The sequence below is a fragment of the Carnobacterium iners genome, assembly GCF_900177385.1.
GTDB lineage: Bacteria > Bacillota > Bacilli > Lactobacillales > Carnobacteriaceae > Carnobacterium_A > Carnobacterium_A iners.
This window is the reverse complement of record NZ_FXBJ01000002.1, coordinates 1,939,912-1,956,756: the sequence shown is the minus strand read 5'-3', so window position 1 is coordinate 1,956,756 and position 16,845 is coordinate 1,939,912. Positions and strand designations below refer to the sequence as shown.

The window sequence follows — 16,845 nt, the reverse complement described above, 5'->3', positions numbered from 1 at the left end:
GATGCAACGCTACTTTATTACTGAAAATCGTAAGGATAGTTACCAGACAATAGAAATCAGATTAACTGGTGAGCAACACCACCATATGACTCGTGTGATGCGTATGGAAGTTGGAAAGACTGTCTACTTAGTCTTTCCTGATCAAAAAGCCATTGTAGCAAAACTAACAAAAATAGAAAGTGATTTTGTTAGTCTATTATGGGTATCAGATGAAACAAGTAAAAAAGAATTGCCATTAGAAGTAACGGTTGCTAGCGGATTGCCAAAGGGAGATAAGTTAGACTATATCATTCAAAAAGGAACAGAATTGGGTGCTTCTTTTTTTATTCCTTTTCAAGCAAGCTTTTCTATTACAAAATGGGATAAAAAAAAGAGTGATAAAAAAATTACGCGTCTCAATAAAATAGCTCAGGAAGCAGCCGAGCAATCTCACAGAACTAGGATTCCGGGAGTAACACCAATTGTATCTTTTAAAGAATTAGTGAACTTAGCAACCTCTTACGATGCTTGTATAGTAGCTTATGAGGAGAGTGCTAAAAAAGGCGAAATGACAAATTTTGCAAAAGTAGTAAACAAGTTGCGGCCTAACGATAGAGTTCTACTCGTATTTGGACCTGAAGGTGGGTTAAGTCGAGAAGAAATTGACTCTCTTACCGAAGCAGGAATGATAACTTGTTCGCTAGGACCAAGAATACTAAGAACAGAAACAGCTCCTTTATATGCACTGGCAGCTATTTCTTATCATTTTGAATTAAATAAATAGTGAAAAAAGTGTCTTTTTTTAATGGCACTTTTTTTACTATTTACTAAGTAGATAATAAATCGAATGTAGTGTTAATTTAAGAGTTAGTGGCTGGCAAACTAACTAAGAAGAATCTTCTAAACATTGAATAAAGCAATCTTTATCGGTATAATAACAGAAAGTTATTAATCATAAAACTTGTTTTATCAACGGTTTATTTTTAAATGGAATAAAACCAATACAACTAAACGTAGGATTAACTAAAAAAAGAAGGTGATAATATGCCAAAAAATAAAATCTATACATCTCAAGAGGTTATAGCCTTGACCGTTGCTTACATGAACAGTAACCATGTTGCCTTTGTTAAAAAAGCATGTGATTATGCTACTAAAGCTCATGAAGGACAATTACGAAAATCTGGAGAAGCTTATATTATTCATCCGATTCAAGTTGCAGGCATATTAGCTGAACTGAAAATGGATCCAGTAACTGTCGCAACCGGTTTTTTACATGATGTAGTTGAAGATACCGATATTACATTTGAAGATATTGCTAGGGAATTTACACCAGAAGTAGCCATGTTAGTTGATGGTGTGACAAAATTAGGGAAAATTGAATTTAGATCGCACGAAGAACAACAAGCAGAAAATCATCGTAAAATGCTATTGGCAATGGCCAAAGATTTACGTGTTATTATGGTCAAATTAGCGGATAGAGTTCACAATTTACGGACATTAAAATTTCATCGACCAGATAAACAAAGACGCATTGCAAATGAAACACTAGAAATTTACGCGCCATTAGCTGATCGTTTAGGGATTAGCAAAGTGAAATGGGAGTTAGAAGATACTTCTTTACGATATTTGAATCCACAACAATATTATCGAATTGTACATTTAATGAATTCTAAAAGAGACGAACGAGAATTATATATTTCAAATACTATTCAAATTATCCAAGATTCAGTTGACGAGTTGAGTATTCATGCTGATATTTACGGACGTCCAAAACATATTTATTCTATTTACATTAAGATGAAAGATCAAAGGAAACAATTTAATGAAATCTATGATTTACTAGCTATTCGTGTGATTGTCGATTCAATTAAAGACTGTTACGCTGTTTTAGGTGCCGTCCATACAAGGTGGAAGCCAATGCCCGGGAGATTTAAAGACTACATTGCGATGCCAAAATCTAATATGTACCAATCTATTCACACGACAGTTATCGGTCCAAATGGAAGGCCGGTAGAAGTTCAGATACGAACGGAAGAAATGCATCAAGTAGCTGAATATGGTGTTGCTGCGCATTGGGCATATAAAGAAGGCATAACCAAGAAAATGGAAAGTTCAGATGTAGGGGAAAAAATATCTTGGTTTAGAGATATTTTAGAACTACAAAGTGAATCTCATGATGCAAGTGATTTTATGGAAAGTGTAAAAGGTGACATTCTTAGGGATAAAGTTTATGTGTTTACTCCTAAAGGGGATGTAAGTGAATTGCCATCAAAAGCTGGTCCATTAGATTTTGCCTACCATATCCATACAGAGATTGGCAATAAAACGATTGGAGCTAAAGTAAACGGGAAAATAGTTCCTTTGAATTATAAGCTGAAAACGGGCGATATTATTGAAATTTTAACGTCACCAAATTCATCTGGCCCGAGCCGAGATTGGATTAGTGTCGTTTCAACGAGTAAAGCAAAAAATAAAATTAAACGTTTCTTTAAATTACAAGATCGTGAAGGAAACATTATAAAAGGTCGAGAAGCTCTTGAAAAACAACTTAACGACATGCAATTTGTACCAAAAGAATTTTTAACAAAACAAAATATGAAACTTCTTTTGGATCGATTTAATTTTACGTTTGAAGAAGATTTATACGCAGCGATAGGTTTTGGTGAAGTTACCGCACTTGCTGTTGCTAACCGTTTAACTGAAAAAGAAAGACGAGTGAGAGAGACCGAAAAGAAAGCATTAGAAATTGAGACTATCGAAGTAAAATCAAAAAAAGAGACAGATAAAATTAAAGTTCGTCACGAAGGCGGAATTGTGATTCAAGGCGTCGACAATTTATTAGTAAGAATTAGTCGTTGCTGTAGCCCGGTTCCGGGGGATCCAATTGTAGGGTATATTACAAAAGGAAGAGGTATTTCTATTCACAGAGCGGATTGCCCAAATGTAAAAGCTGCAAAAGACGTTGAAAATCGATTAATTGATGTAGAGTGGGAAGATACCTCATCACAAGGACAAGAATACGATGCAGATCTTCAAATTGAAGGATATAATCGTTCTGGATTATTAAATGAGGTCTTACAAGTTGTGAATGGTATGACACGTAATTTAAATAATGTCAGTGGCAAAGTAGATAATAATCGTATGGCAACCATTACGTTGACTGTTGGAATTCCCAATCTAAATCAGCTAGAAAGAATCATAGATAAGATAAAAATGATTCCTGACGTCTATAATGTTCAAAGAATATCATCTTAACTAAACACATAGAAAAGAGGTTGAATTTGAGAATTGTTATCCAAAGAAGTAGACAAGCAGAAATAAGGGTAAACAATGAAACGATAGCAGCTATTGAATATGGCTTAGTATTATTAATAGGAATTGAATCGGATGATACGAAAGAAGATGTTGATTACTTGGTTCGAAAAATAATAATGATGCGTATTTTCTCAGACGAATCGGATAAAATGAATTTGTCTGTTAGAGATATTAACGGTTCTATTTTATCTATTTCTCAATTTACATTACATGCAGAAACAAAAAAAGGAAACCGTCCGAGTTTTATTCAAGCAGCGAAACCAGAAATAGCTGTTCCTTTGTATGAATTATTCAATGAAGGATTAAGAAAAAATGATTTACACGTTGAGCAGGGTGTTTTTGGTGCAGATATGCAAGTTTCTTTAATAAACGATGGTCCAGTTACAATTATGATTGATAGTAAAAATAAATAAAAAAAGCTTCTTTATTCATTCCTAGGAAGGATAAAGAGGCTTTTTTTAGTTAAGAAGAGAAATAGTTGTTCAAGGCTTGGTAAATACTTTCAACAACGAATGCACGATAAGAATTTGTGTAAACAGTCGCTTGATCGACCGTATTATTTAGATAGCCTAGTTCTAATAATAGTGCAGGCTGAGTGTTTTCACGTAAGACATAAAAATTACCAAATCGAGTCCCATTGTTTGGTAATGGGTTGTTAATCCCAAGTTGTTTATTGATAGTTTCAGCTAAACCCTTATCTTTTTCATGATAATAGTAAGTTGTTGTCCCGCTAACTTCGTTAGGGATTTCTGTTGAGTCATAATGTAGACTAATAAATACATCTGCAGAAGATTGATTGCTTATAACGGTACGTTGGTCTAAACTAACGAATTCGTCTGAGCTTCTAGTTAAGATAACATTAGCACCAGCTTGTTTCAGTTTACCAGAAAGGGCACTCGCTGTTTCTAAAGTAGCTTCTTTCTCGTTATAATTTGGTGCAGGAGCGCCAGGATCTTCGCCACCATGTCCAGCATCAATGACAATTGTAGCTTCAGCTAAGGAGGAAATATTAGCTGGAGGTGCAGCCGTTTGATTTTCTGATAAATCTACTACCCAGTTAGCGATATAACCGGTTTGACCATCACTATTTTTAATTTTATACCATTCACCATCCGTACTTAAATAGGTGAAATTATCGCCTTTAGAAGCCTTAAAAAGGATGGTTTCATTAGTAGAAGGGCCCTTTCGAATATTTGTGTCTTCGAATCGTGCAGTAATGGTTTCAATAGAACTATCTTCAGTATTTTTGGTCGAAGTAGCTATCGGAATAATTGATTTTTTTTCGGCTGTTATTTCAATTAAATCAGAACTAACCCAGGCAACTTGTCCATTAAATTGTACTTGAGTCCAATTATTTTGCTGGAAAAGAACTGTTAACTCGGTACCTTTAACAGCCTCCCCTAAAATAGGGGCCTCTAGATTTCCTTCACTTCTAATATTAGCTGTTTCAATAGAAATAACACCTAATTTATTTGACGCAACACTGAACTCTGTATTTCCTATCAACCAACTGGCAACCCAGCCAATTTGGTCGTTACTTAAGCGGATTTTGTACCACTCATTTTCTTCGGATAGAATATTTATTTTTTCTCCGCCAACAACTTGTGTCATAATATCATAAGATAAACCAGGACCAGTACGGATATTTACAACACTTGCATCAACTCTAATCGTATTTTGGTTAGCAAGGACAAATGTGGAAAAAGTTGTCATACTAATAAATAAAAGAACGGCTAGAAAAAAAAATAAGTTTTTTGGTCGTTTTAATTTATCAATTTTTTTCATTTAATCACTCACTACCTTCTTATTACAAATAAATGCAACCGTTTGATTTAGATTTTCTTTAATTATAACAATTAAATGACTTGTTATGCAATCAAAGATTTGCTAATTCACTTGAGAAATGAAAGACTTATTAGAAAATCCTACTTTAGAGAACTTGACAAGTACAAAGCTTTCTTGTAATGTAACCCTATTAGAACATAAATACCCGTTGAGAGAAATAGTAAGTTTAATAATGTGCAAACAGAAAGGACCATCTTGGCTGAAAATGGTTCCCATTATAAATCTGAATGACATTCTTGAGGGTTAATGGTGAAAAGCTATTACGTTGCGAGCGTTAATCGTTGAGGAGAGCTTTGCTCTCGAAAAAAGGTGGTACCACGAGAAATAAATTAAACTCGTCCTTATTCCGTTATGGAATAAGGGCTTTTTTTATTTTTACTTTTAAATTAATTTACTTATTAAACTGAGGAGCGTATAACATGCAAATTCAAAGACCAAAAGGAACAGCTGACTTGTTGCCGTCTAATTCATTAAAATGGCAGTATATAGAAGAAACAGCAAAAGTCATTTTAGGAGATTATCAATTTAGCGAAATTAGAACACCAATTTTTGAAAGTTATGACCTATTTTCAAGAGGAGTAGGGGAGACAAGTGATATTGTTTCTAAAGAAATGTATGATTTTCACGATAAAGGCAAACGCCATATGTCTCTTCGTCCAGAGGGGACAGCTTCAGTTGTTCGTGCTTACGTTGAAAATAAATTATTTGGACCAGAATATGCAAAACCCTATAAAGTTTATTATATGGGACCAATGTTTCGTTATGAACGACCACAAGGCGGTCGTATGAGGCAATTCCATCAATTAGGTGTTGAGGTATTCGGTAGCATGAATCCGGCGATTGACGTTGAAACGATGTCGCTAGCAATGGATTTGTTTAATGAGCTTGGTTTAAAACACTTCTCTTTAATCATTAATTCGCTTGGAGATAAAGAAAGTAGAAAAGCTTACCGTGAAGCACTAATTGCTTATTTGGAACCACATTTTGATCAATTAAGTGAAGAGTCACAAATTAGATTGCATAAAAATCCTTTGCGCGTGTTAGATAGTAAAAATAAAAATGATCAAGAGATCGTTAAAGATGCTCCTTCTATTTTAGATTATTTAAACGAAGAATCAAAAAATCACTTTGAAGCGGTAAAAAAAATGTTAGATGTATTAGCCATTCCTTACCAAATTGATAGCAATATGGTAAGGGGATTAGATTATTACAACCATACTATTTTTGAAATCATGAGTGATGCGCCTGGATTTGGAGCCATTACAACGATCTGTGCTGGTGGGCGATACGATGGTCTTGTAGAAGAAATTGGAGGACCTACTACTCCTGGATTTGGTTTCGCTTTAGGTTTAGAAAGATTAATCTTAACTTTAGAAGCAGAAGAAATTGAGATACCTAATGCACACGAAGTAGATGTTTACGTTGTTGGCTTAGGAGAATCAACAAGTATTGAGACATTAAAATTAGTGCAAACGATTCGTCAAGCAGGATTTTCTGCAGATCGGGATTATTTTGATCGAAAAGCAAAAGCTCAATTTAAAACAGCTTCTAAGTTAAATGCTAAAGTTGTTTTGACAATTGGTGAAGATGAGTTAAGTAATGGGGAAGTTAACTTTAAAGTGATGAAAAACAATACGGAATCAAGTGTAAAATTAAAAGAGATTTATAAAGATTTCGAAAAAGTGTTTAATGTGAAGACAACAGACATGACAGCATTTAACGATTTTTTTAATAAAGAAAAATAGACGATATTAGGAGTTGAAAAAAATGGCAAGACGCACAGAATATTGCGGAAGAGTTTCAAAAGATTTATTAGGCCAAACAGTAATTTTAAAAGGTTGGGTTCAAAAGAGACGCGATTTGGGTGATTTAATCTTTATCGATCTACGAGATAGAGAAGGTATTATTCAAGTTGTTTTTAATCCTGTTTTTTCAAAAAAAGCATTAGCTATTGCAGAATCTGTTCGTAATGAATACGTTCTTGAAATAAAAGGAAAAGTAGTCGCACGTGATGAGAATGTTATCAATAAAAATATTGCTACTGGAGAATTAGAAGTTGAAGTAGAAGAAATAACTGTTTTAAATGAATCAAAAACAACACCATTTTATATTGAAGATGGTGTATCTGTTTCAGATGATAAAAGGCTAGAATATCGCTATTTAGACTTAAGACGTCCAGAAATGACTAAAAATTTCATGCTACGACACAAAATGACTCAATCTGTTCGTAACTATTTAGATAACAAAGAATTTATTGATATCGAAACACCTTATTTGACAAAATCAACTCCTGAAGGTGCTCGTGATTATTTAGTTCCTTCCCGTGTGCATCCGGGTCATTTTTACGCCTTGCCTCAATCTCCACAATTATTTAAACAATTATTAATGGGAGCAGGCTTCGATCGTTATTATCAAATCGTTCGTTGTTTTAGAGACGAAGATCTGCGTGGGGATCGTCAACCAGAATTTACTCAAATCGATATCGAAACAAGCTTTTTAGAAGCGGATGAAATTCAAAGTTTTACAGAAGAAATGTTAGTTAAAGTGATGAAGGATACAAAAGGCATTGATATACCCAGACCTTTTCCACAAATGAGCTATGAAGAGGCGGTAAATCGTTTTGGTAGCGATAAACCTGATGTTCGTTTTGGTTTAGAACTTATTCAAATCAGTGATTTAGTTAAAGATTCTGAATTCAAAGTCTTTAGTGGAGCTGTATCTAACGGTGGAGAAGTTAAAGCTATTAATGTTAAAGGATTAGCAGATAAATTTTCCCGAAAAGATATCGATGCTCTGGGAGAGTTTGTTTCCATCTATGGCGCAAAAGGTTTAGCCTGGTTAAAAGTAGAAAAAGATGAATTAAAAGGGCCTATCGCTAAATTCTTTAAAGAGAATCCAGAAGACTTAATCCGTCGTTTAGAAGCGGAACCTGGTGATTTATTATTATTTGTTGCGGATAAAAAATCAGTTGTGTCAGATGCATTAGGAGCACTTCGCTCTAAGTTAGCAAAAGAATTAGACTTAATTGATAAATCTGTATTTGCTTTCCTATGGATTGTTGATTGGCCGTTATTAGAATACGATGAAGAAGCTAAACGTTTTAGTGCTGCTCATCATCCTTTCACCATGCCTAGACAAGAAGATATTGCATTATTAGAAACAGCACCAGAAAAAGTCCATGCACAAGCTTATGATATTGTTTTAAATGGCTACGAACTAGGTGGTGGATCATTGCGAATTCATTCTCGTGAAATTCAAGAAAAAATGTTTTCAGCATTAGGTTTTACAAAAAAAGAAGCACAAGCGCAATTTGGTTTCTTATTAGAGGCATTGGAGTATGGTTTCCCACCTCATGGAGGGATTGCTTTAGGATTAGATCGTTTCGCAATGTTATTAGCAGGAGAAGAAAATATTCGCGAAGTTATTGCCTTTCCTAAAAATGGTCGAGCAGTCGATCCATTGACAAAAGCTCCGAATCTAGTAAGTGAGGCACAATTAAAAGATATTTCGATTAGAACATTAAAAATAGAAGAGTAAGCGATAGGAAATATGTGTTTATCTTAGCTCATTTTTAAATAAGCATTAAGAAACTTTTTCAAAAAAGTTCTTAGTGCTTATTTTTTTAAATCGCTACTTGAAATAGATTGTAATAGTTGTAAAATTAAAGGAAGAGAATTAAAAGGAGGAAAAAAATTATGACAACTAAAAGATGGACGGCTATTTCTATAGCAATTGGACTTTTTATACTTTCAATCATTATAAGTGATTTAACGTTGAAAGCTAATCCGACTGGGGAATCAGATAATGCAATGATGGAAACAGCCAATCTATTTTTAGGACAACAAGCATTAAGTGAAACGATTGTTTCTAAAGGAAATCAAAAAGAACGAATTGTACTACTTGAAGTTAACGGAGCAATTGTAGCCAATCAAACAGCTAGTTTATTAGATACATCCGGTTACAATCATACTTTTTTCATAGAACAGTTAGAAGCAATAAAAGTAGATGACTCAATAAAAGGAATTTTGCTATCTATTAATTCTCCAGGTGGCGGCACTTATGAAAGTGCTCAAATAAAAGATAAAATAGATGAAATTCAAAAAACAACAAAGATTCCACTTTATGTTTCAATGGGCAATGTTGCAGCTAGTGGCGGTTATTACATAGCAGCCTCTGCAGATAAGATTTTCGCATCAAATGAAACGTTAACGGGATCAATAGGTGTGATTATGAGTAACCTTAATGTAAGTGAGTTATATAAGAAAATTGGCATTGAGGATACAACTATAAAGAGTGGTCCATTCAAAGATATTGGTTCTACAAGTAAACAAATGTCAAAAGAAGAAGAACAAATTTTACAAAGTTTAGTTGATGATTCATACAATCGTTTTGTAACAGTTGTAGCGGAAGGTAGAAACAAAAAGACTGATGAAGTAAAATCACTTGCAGATGGAAGAATTTATGATGGTGCCCAAGCAAAGGGAATTGGTTTAGTTGACCAAATTGGTTACCAAGAAAATGCTTTAGAGGCATTAAAAAAAGAAAATAAAATTGAAGATGCAGAAGTTTTTCAGTACTCGTCTGATTCATTGTCATTTAAATCACTTTTAACTTCTAAAGTAAGTGAGTTGACTACTCAAAAATCCATGTCAGAAGAAATGATTACGGAATTGACAAAACAGCTTAACGATATTCAAACTCCTAGAATGATGTACCTTTATGGAGGTAAATAAGATGGCTAATAAAAATGAGTCAACTGAAAAAGGTACAACAAGAGAATTAGATTTAAGTGAATTAAAACTCTTCCTAGCAAAAGAAGAAGCCGATGTACAAAATGAAAGGCCTTTAATTCAACCAGATAAAGATGATGAAAAAGACGAAAAAATTCAGAATCTTGAAGAATTGAGAAACGAACGTAGACTTTATTGGAAGGAACAAAATAAGCGAAAACAGTTGGAAAAAACACCATTTAATTATTACCCTACTTTTTTTTATGGTGGCTTTTGGCTTCGTTTTTTTGCCTATCTTATTGATTTATTAGTTATTAGTAGCTTGAACCGTTTAATTGTCCGTTCTTACTTTGTGTTAACTCAAGCACCAATGAGCACTAATTATTTATCTTTATATTCAATTAGTAAATTAGCTGTATTTCTTCTCTATTTTATTTTTATAACGAAATTAACTAACGGACAAACAATTGGGAAAATGATTTTTGGTTTAAGAGTTGTTTGTTTTAAAGAAGAAAAATTAAGCTGGATGACGGTTATTATTCGTGAAGGTTTTGGTCGTTATGTTTTGAAGACAATCAGTTTTTTATATTTATCCGTTCTCTTTACAAAAAGAAAGCAACACGTTGTCGATTTATTTACTGATACATCAGTTGTATTAGAGAACACGTTATATGTAAAAGACTGGTATAAATCTGAAAATTTCATTCACGTATAGATGAAAACGACCATTTTGGTTTGTTCTTTTGGCTGAACTACCTTACAATGAATAAGAGTTTAAAGAGAAGATTGGGGATTAAAGAATATGGATTTATTAGGATCGCATGTATCAATGAGTGGTAAGAAAATGTTGTTAGGTTCCGCACAAGATGCTGCGAATTATCATTCAACTACCTTTATGATTTATACTGGTGCACCACAAAATACGAGAAGAAAATCAATAGAAGAGATGAATATTGAGGAAGGCACCGCTTATATGCAAGAACATGGAATATCGAATATAGTTGTTCATGCTCCTTATATTATTAATCTAGGAAATACGTTGAAACCTGAAAATTTTGCTTTTGGTATCGAATTTTTGAAAGCAGAAATAATACGTGCAGAAGCTTTAGGTGCTAGACAAATTACGATGCACCCTGGCGCTCACGTTGGTGAAGGGGCTCCAGCAGCAATCAAACAAATTATTAAAGGGTTAAATGAAGTACTTCATAAAGATCAATTGGTACAAATTGCTTTAGAAACAATGGCTGGAAAAGGGACAGAGATAGGTCGTTCTTTTGAAGAGTTAGCTGAGATTATTTCTGGAGTTACGATGAGTGATAAGCTGTCGGTCACGATGGACACTTGTCATATCAGCGATGCGGGATATGATGTTAAAACTAATTTCGATGGTGTTTTACAAGAGTTTGATGATGTTATAGGGCTAGATAAATTAAAGGTTATTCACGTAAATGATTCAAAAAATCCACAAGGTAGCCATAAAGATCGCCATGCGAATATAGGTTTTGGAACAATAGGCTTCGAGGCTTTAAATGCTGTGGTCCACCACCCAAAGCTAAAGTTATTACCAAAAATATTAGAAACTCCCTTTGTTGGAGAAGATAAAAAAAATAAATTAGCTCCTTATGGACACGAAATAAAGATGTTAAGATCACAAGAATTTAATCCTGATTTATTAGAAGATATTTTAAAGCAAAGAGACTATTAAACTGTTAAATAAATCTTAGTAATTTGATAATAAAAAGGTTGATATTCCAATTTTTTATGACGAACTTTATGGCATAATTAATATAGTAGGAAGGCCTTAATAAGTAGTTTTAAAACCATATTCCGACTAAAGTCTCATCTACTTTTTATTTTTTTAACGTATAATGGCAGAGTGTTAATAGTAAGTAAAATTCAAAAATATTAGATTAATAGAAAGAGGGAGTTTTATATGAAAAAAGGAATGAAAATAGCTATTGGTGTTATCCTAGCTTTAGTAATACTAGTTGTGCCCTTTATTGGTTCATATAATGGTTTAGTACAAGAAGAAAGTAATGTTGATGTTGCATGGTCCCAAGTGGAATCACAGTTACAAAGAAGAAACGATTTGATTCCTAATCTTGTTAACTCAGTAAAAGGTGTTATGACACAAGAACAAACTGTTTTTGGAGATATTGCTGATGCACGAGCTAAGTTAGCTGGCGCTGGCTCAGTTGAAGAAACAATAGATTCAAATAATGAAGTGTCTTCAGCTTTATCTCGTTTATTAGTTGTTGTTGAAAATTATCCCGATTTAAAATCGAATCAAAATGTTACAGCACTAATGGATGAATTAGCAGGGACAGAAAATCGAGTAGCAGTTGAGAGAAAAAGGTACAATGAAGCTGTTCAAGGATACAATAACAAAGTTAAACGTTTCCCTGGATCTATTATTGCAAGTATTACTGGTTTTGATTCAAAACCATATTTTGAAGCTGTAGCTGGAGCTGAAGTAGCTCCAGAAGTAAATTTCGACTAAATTATTTTATTTTATTCAATCGTATCGTTTATTTAAAGGAGGAAAATATGTGGAAATAGACAAGAAGAGTACTAAATTTTTATACTTTCTAGTCGTATTCGGTTTAACTTGCCTTTACTTTAGTCCACTAAAAGTAATGGCGGTTACTGAATATCCCGAACCATCAACAAGTTTTTACGTTTTTGACGAAGCAAATTTGTTATCACCAGAAACAGAAAAATTTATCATTGATACAAATAAACATTACGAAGATACGACTGAACAACCTCAAATTGTTGTTGCAACTATTACTAGCTTAGATGGCGATGTAATAGAAAATTATAGTGAAGAGTTATTTGGAAAATGGGGTATTGGTGGCGATAAATTAGACAATGGCGTACTAATTTTAATGGCTGCAAAAGAACGTGAGATTCGTTTTGAAGTTGGATATGGTTTAGAAGGTCCTTTGACAGATAGTGGGACAGGTGCTATCTTAGACCGGAATATTGAAGATTTAAAAAATGATAATTTTGATGCAGCTTTAAAAAATATTTTTACTGAGACAGCTATTAAAGTCAATAAAGAGTATAATTTTGATAGCGAGGAAATATTTTCGGGTTATCAAGTTGATGAAACAGCCTATGATGATGAAAATGACGGTGGTATGTCCACAGTTTTCATTATTTTAATCATTTTTTTCCTTGTAAGTAGCTTCTTTTCCGGTGGTAGTGGCGGTTCTGGTGGACGTCGTTCTAGAAGTATTTTGCCATTTCTAATTGGAATGTCTGCAGGCGGTGGCGGTCGAGGCGGTGGTTTTGGCGGCGGCGGTTTCGGCGGTGGAGGAAGCTCTGGCGGTGGTGGATCTAGTCGTGGATTTTAATTTAAAAAGCAAAAAGGAGATAATATCACATTATCTCCTTTTTGCTTGGAATAAATAGATTAAAATGTTCTTTTTTTAGAATCCAACTGTAATGTGTTAACGATAATAGCGGCAGTCTCTTCGATTGATTTTGTTGCAACATTAATAACTAAACAATCTAGTTGATCGTATAATTTTTTTGCGAAAACTAATTCTTCATCAATGCGGTCGATTTTTGAATAACCTGTTTCGGGATTTAATCCATATGCAATCATGCGTTCTCTTCTGATACTATTTAATACATGTCGATCATTTGTTAACCCAACAATTTTTTTGGGGTTAACTTTCCATAAAGTCTCAGGAATGTGAGCTTCAGGAACCAAAGGTAGATTAGCAACTTTATAGTTTTGATTTGCCAAAAACATACTTAAAGGTGTTTTAGAGGTACGCGAAATACCCAATAAGACAATATCAGCTTCTAAAAAGCCTTTTGGATCTCGACCATCATCGTATTTAACGGCAAATTCAATTGCGCTGATACGATCAAAGTAATTGTCATTTAATTGATGCAGTATTCCTGGTTCTTCCAAAGGTTTAGTACTTGTCCGTTGTTCAATTTCTTTAACGACCGGGTTAATGACATCAAAACAAAATAAATCATGGTCTTCACAATAGGAAATAATCAGATTAGTTAATGTAGGAGATATTAAGGTATGGATAACTAAGGCATTATCTTTATGAGCTTTTTCAAGAATTGAATAAAGTGTATCTTCTCCCCTAATAAAAGGATAGGCTGAGACATTTGCATCGACGCCTGGGAATTGAGACATAGCTGCTTGTCCTAAGTTGTTGGCTGTTCCACCAACAGAATCTGAAATAATATATAGGTTAATCTTTTTTTGTTTTTCCAATAGGTTACCCCTCTTTTCTGAATAGAAACGTCAATAAAACAATTTTTAAAGGTGCCCTTTTAATTATAACCGATTTTTTGTAATAAAAGAAGGAAGGTCCTAATAAACAAGTTTAGCCGGGTGGTCGATAAACAGGCTTCTTGCCTTCTAGAATAGAGATACGCTATAATAGATTGTAGGAATCATTCAAGGGGGATGCTTAAAAACATGAGTGCAGTTGAAAAAGCTATTGTTATTTTGAAAAAAAATGGGTATAAGTATACAGACAAACGAGAACAAATGTTGTCGATATTTGTTAATGAAGATCGTTATTTAACTGCAAAAGAAGTCCATTTATTACTAAAAGAATCTTATCCAACGATTAGTTATGATACGATATATCGTAATTTATATAGCTTCGTTAAAGTAGATATTTTAGAAGAAACCGAATTAAATGGAGAAAAGATGTTCCGTTTTGGATGTATGCATCAAGGACATCACCACCATTTTATTTGTACAAGTTGTGGGATGACCGAAAATATCCAAATGTGTCCAATGGATTTTTTTAAAGAGCAACTAAGTGGCTGTGAAATTGAGTCGCATCGGTTCGAAATTTTTGGAAAATGCAAAGAATGTTCGGATATAAATAACTTATAAGCAACTTTAATAGAAAAATAGTGTCAAGATAAAGCTATTTTAATGCTTTTTTTACAGTATTTTCAATAAAAAGCAAATACTTTGTTGACGTAAAAAAATACATTCGATATAATAAGGAAGGACTGTTCTTAGTTTCCACAAAAATAATGTTGTTTAACTAATGAATTGTTACTTTTACAAGCACGGAGGGAGGGAATTTACAATGTCAAAAACAGTTATTAAGAAAAATGAATCTCTTGATGATGCTCTTCGTCGCTTCAAACGCTCCGTTTCCAAAACTGGTACTTTACAAGAAGCCCGTAAACGCGAATTCTACGAAAAACCAAGTGTGAAACGTAAGAAGAAATCTGAGGCGGCTAGAAAACGTAAGTTCTAATCAGATAACGCATAGGAATTGAGGGTGAGAAAGTTTTGTCACTTCTAACAATCATAAACGATGATATTAAAACTGCTATGAAAGCTAAAGATAAAAATACTTTGGCTGTTTTGCGCATGCTAAAAGCTGCGTTTCAAAATGAAAAAATTAAAACAGGTAATGAGTTGAGTGAGGATGAGGAATTAACACTTCTTTCTCGCGAGATGAAGCAAAGACGTGAATCTCTAATAGAGTTTAAAAAAGCTAATAGAGAGGATTTGGTTGAACAAACAAATCAAGCAATCAAACTCGTCGGAAAATATTTACCTCAACAACTTTCTGAAGAAGAACTACAAGTGATTATATCAAATGCTGTTTCTGAAGTTAATGCTACCTCAATGAAAGATTTTGGTAAAGTTATGGGTATTGTTATGCCGGTAATCAAAGGCAAAGCAGAAGGAAACGTAATTAATCGCCTAGTTAAAGATCAACTGAATTAAATCCTTATAAAAAAGCAAAGGTTTATTCCTTTGCTTTTTTATTTTTACTCTCCTATCGTTAAATTTAGGTTAATGATGTACAACAGTCAGAATACTACATAATTTTCTTTCAGATAAAGAATCAAAACTATAAATTAGTATCATACTTGTGGTAAAATAATAATGTATTCAATAATACTTATGAAAATCCTAGCATATTTATTTAATAGAGGAATAAAAAGGGGTGTCGAATGTTTGTCTAGTAAAAAAGTGGAATCTTATAGCTTTGAATTAAATGAAACAGAAGATATACAGGTATTATTTGGTTCTCAAGATAGAAATTTACAGTTAATCGAAGATCTAATGGAATTAACTATTAACAGTCGTGGCAATAAAATAGAAGTTCTCGGCTCAAACGAAATAGGTCAAAAAATTGAAACTATTTTAAATAAATTACAAGAATTAATTAATAAAAAAATTTCTATAAGCGAACCAGATGTTGTTACTGCAGTTAAAATGGCACAAGAAGGAACGTTAGATTACTTTGTAAGTATGTATGATAAAGAAGTCGGCAAAAATTTTGCAGGAAATCTGATACGGGCAAAGAATTTTGGGCAACGTCGCTATGTTAAATCTATAACAGATCATGCGGTTACTTTTGGCATCGGACCTGCTGGAACAGGTAAAACTTATTTAGCTGTTGTTATGGCAATCAATGCTTTAAAAAATGGAGAAGTTAAAAAGATTATTTTAACACGACCTGCTGTTGAAGCGGGAGAACATTTAGGGTTTTTACCAGGCGACTTGAAGGAGAAAGTAGATCCTTATCTGAGACCTATTTATGATGCACTGTACAATCTTTTCGGATTAGAACATACTATTCGTCTAATGGAACGTGGTGTGATAGAAATAGCTCCTCTTGCCTATATGCGTGGTCGTACGCTAGAAGATGCATTTGTAATATTAGATGAAGCCCAAAATACAACCGTTTCACAAATGAAAATGTTTTTGACTCGTCTAGGATTTGGGTCACAGATGGTTATTAATGGCGATGTTACTCAAATTGATTTACCAAAAGGAGCTACCAGTGGATTAACGCATGCTGAAAGTATTCTCAATCATATTAAAAATATCAACTTTGTTTATTTTGACTCAAAAGATGTTGTAAGACATCCAGTTGTTGCAAGCATTATAGAAGCTTATGATGAAAAAAAGAAACCTAGTTAATCATTTAAGTATGATTGATAGTCGTTAGGA

16 protein-coding genes and 1 other annotated feature are annotated in these 16,845 nt (G+C 33.5%); of the genes, 14 read left to right on the top strand and 2 right to left on the bottom strand.

Annotated features, from left to right (window positions below; all coding sequences use genetic code 11):
• Position 1 precedes the first annotated feature (1 nt).
• From B9Y54_RS09355 to dtd, 3 genes are all read left to right on the top strand, one after another.
• On the top strand, positions 2–763 hold the full coding sequence (locus B9Y54_RS09355) for a 16S rRNA (uracil(1498)-N(3))-methyltransferase (protein WP_085560006.1): 762 nt from the start codon (positions 2–4) through the stop codon (positions 761–763).
• A gap of 260 nt (positions 764–1,023) precedes the next feature.
• Positions 1,024–3,234, top strand: coding sequence for a RelA/SpoT family protein (locus B9Y54_RS09350; protein WP_085560005.1), 2,211 nt, complete (start codon positions 1,024–1,026; stop codon positions 3,232–3,234).
• 26 nt (positions 3,235–3,260) lie between these two features.
• Positions 3,261–3,707 carry a D-aminoacyl-tRNA deacylase gene (gene dtd / locus B9Y54_RS09345; RefSeq protein WP_085560004.1) on the top strand — a complete coding sequence of 149 codons (447 nt, stop codon included), beginning with the start codon at positions 3,261–3,263 and terminating at the stop codon, positions 3,705–3,707.
• A 49-nt stretch (positions 3,708–3,756) separates the two neighbouring features.
• Here dtd and B9Y54_RS09340 read toward each other — a convergent pair whose 3' ends face one another.
• Complete coding sequence (locus B9Y54_RS09340; RefSeq protein ID WP_085560003.1) at positions 3,757–5,079, bottom strand: N-acetylmuramoyl-L-alanine amidase family protein; 1,323 nt, start codon at positions 5,077–5,079, stop codon at positions 3,757–3,759.
• A gap of 199 nt (positions 5,080–5,278) precedes the next feature.
• Positions 5,279–5,485 (top strand) — a binding site (T-box leader).
• Positions 5,486–5,558: 73 nt separating this feature from the next.
• Here B9Y54_RS09340 and hisS point away from each other — a divergent pair.
• The 7 genes from hisS to B9Y54_RS09305 all read left to right on the top strand — a co-directional run bounded on the left by hisS (position 5,559) and on the right by B9Y54_RS09305 (position 13,228).
• Complete coding sequence (gene hisS, locus B9Y54_RS09335) at positions 5,559–6,884, top strand: histidine--tRNA ligase (protein WP_085560002.1); 1,326 nt, start codon at positions 5,559–5,561, stop codon at positions 6,882–6,884.
• A 22-nt stretch (positions 6,885–6,906) separates the two neighbouring features.
• Entirely contained in the window at positions 6,907–8,676 is a 1,770-nt protein-coding gene (gene aspS / locus B9Y54_RS09330) for an aspartate--tRNA ligase (protein WP_085560001.1), read from the top strand.
• A gap of 158 nt (positions 8,677–8,834) precedes the next feature.
• Positions 8,835–9,872, top strand: a complete 1,038-nt coding sequence (sppA, locus tag B9Y54_RS09325) for a signal peptide peptidase SppA (protein ID WP_085560000.1) — start codon at positions 8,835–8,837, stop codon at positions 9,870–9,872.
• Between the two features lies 1 nt (position 9,873).
• The gene (locus tag B9Y54_RS09320; protein WP_090005011.1) at positions 9,874–10,584 is read left to right on the top strand and encodes an RDD family protein; all 711 of its coding nucleotides are present in this window, start codon (positions 9,874–9,876) and stop codon (positions 10,582–10,584) included.
• An 87-nt stretch (positions 10,585–10,671) separates the two neighbouring features.
• A complete protein-coding gene (locus B9Y54_RS09315; protein WP_085559998.1) occupies positions 10,672–11,574 on the top strand; it encodes a deoxyribonuclease IV in 903 nt (300 codons plus the stop codon).
• Positions 11,575–11,802: 228 nt separating this feature from the next.
• Entirely contained in the window at positions 11,803–12,369 is a 567-nt protein-coding gene (locus B9Y54_RS09310) for a LemA family protein (protein ID WP_085559997.1), read from the top strand.
• A 49-nt stretch (positions 12,370–12,418) separates the two neighbouring features.
• Positions 12,419–13,228, top strand: a complete 810-nt coding sequence (locus B9Y54_RS09305; RefSeq protein WP_234987891.1) for a TPM domain-containing protein — start codon at positions 12,419–12,421, stop codon at positions 13,226–13,228.
• A 59-nt stretch (positions 13,229–13,287) separates the two neighbouring features.
• On the opposite strand, the gene B9Y54_RS09300 is transcribed toward B9Y54_RS09305, so the two are convergent.
• Positions 13,288–14,118: a pyruvate, water dikinase regulatory protein gene (locus B9Y54_RS09300; RefSeq protein WP_085559996.1), complete on the bottom strand. Its 831-nt coding sequence runs from the start codon at positions 14,116–14,118 to the stop codon at positions 13,288–13,290.
• 207 nt (positions 14,119–14,325) lie between these two features.
• Here B9Y54_RS09300 and B9Y54_RS09295 point away from each other — a divergent pair, with 207 nt between their 5' ends.
• From B9Y54_RS09295 to B9Y54_RS09280, 4 genes are all read left to right on the top strand, one after another.
• Complete coding sequence (locus B9Y54_RS09295; RefSeq protein ID WP_085559995.1) at positions 14,326–14,754, top strand: Fur family transcriptional regulator; 429 nt, start codon at positions 14,326–14,328, stop codon at positions 14,752–14,754.
• A 202-nt stretch (positions 14,755–14,956) separates the two neighbouring features.
• Entirely contained in the window at positions 14,957–15,130 is a 174-nt protein-coding gene (rpsU, locus tag B9Y54_RS09290) for a 30S ribosomal protein S21 (protein WP_007725241.1), read from the top strand.
• Positions 15,131–15,165: 35 nt separating this feature from the next.
• Entirely contained in the window at positions 15,166–15,609 is a 444-nt protein-coding gene (locus tag B9Y54_RS09285) for a GatB/YqeY domain-containing protein (protein ID WP_085559994.1), read from the top strand.
• A gap of 234 nt (positions 15,610–15,843) precedes the next feature.
• Positions 15,844–16,815 carry a PhoH family protein gene (locus B9Y54_RS09280; protein ID WP_420836096.1) on the top strand — a complete coding sequence of 324 codons (972 nt, stop codon included), beginning with the start codon at positions 15,844–15,846 and terminating at the stop codon, positions 16,813–16,815.
• Positions 16,816–16,845 lie beyond the last annotated feature (30 nt).

Coding starts and splice junctions, on each gene's coding strand:
- rpsU (WP_007725241.1), top strand. CDS start 14,957: ATGTCAAAAACAGTTATTAAGAAAAATGAATCTCTTGATGATGCTCTT.
- hisS (WP_085560002.1), top strand. CDS start 5,559: ATGCAAATTCAAAGACCAAAAGGAACAGCTGACTTGTTGCCGTCTAAT.
- B9Y54_RS09315 (WP_085559998.1), top strand. CDS start 10,672: ATGGATTTATTAGGATCGCATGTATCAATGAGTGGTAAGAAAATGTTG.
- B9Y54_RS09355 (WP_085560006.1), top strand. CDS start 2: ATGCAACGCTACTTTATTACTGAAAATCGTAAGGATAGTTACCAGACA.
- B9Y54_RS09350 (WP_085560005.1), top strand. CDS start 1,024: ATGCCAAAAAATAAAATCTATACATCTCAAGAGGTTATAGCCTTGACC.
- B9Y54_RS09320 (WP_090005011.1), top strand. CDS start 9,874: ATGGCTAATAAAAATGAGTCAACTGAAAAAGGTACAACAAGAGAATTA.
- B9Y54_RS09340 (WP_085560003.1), bottom strand. CDS start 5,079: ATGAAAAAAATTGATAAATTAAAACGACCAAAAAACTTATTTTTTTTT.
- aspS (WP_085560001.1), top strand. CDS start 6,907: ATGGCAAGACGCACAGAATATTGCGGAAGAGTTTCAAAAGATTTATTA.
- B9Y54_RS09310 (WP_085559997.1), top strand. CDS start 11,803: ATGAAAAAAGGAATGAAAATAGCTATTGGTGTTATCCTAGCTTTAGTA.
- B9Y54_RS09295 (WP_085559995.1), top strand. CDS start 14,326: ATGAGTGCAGTTGAAAAAGCTATTGTTATTTTGAAAAAAAATGGGTAT.
- sppA (WP_085560000.1), top strand. CDS start 8,835: ATGACAACTAAAAGATGGACGGCTATTTCTATAGCAATTGGACTTTTT.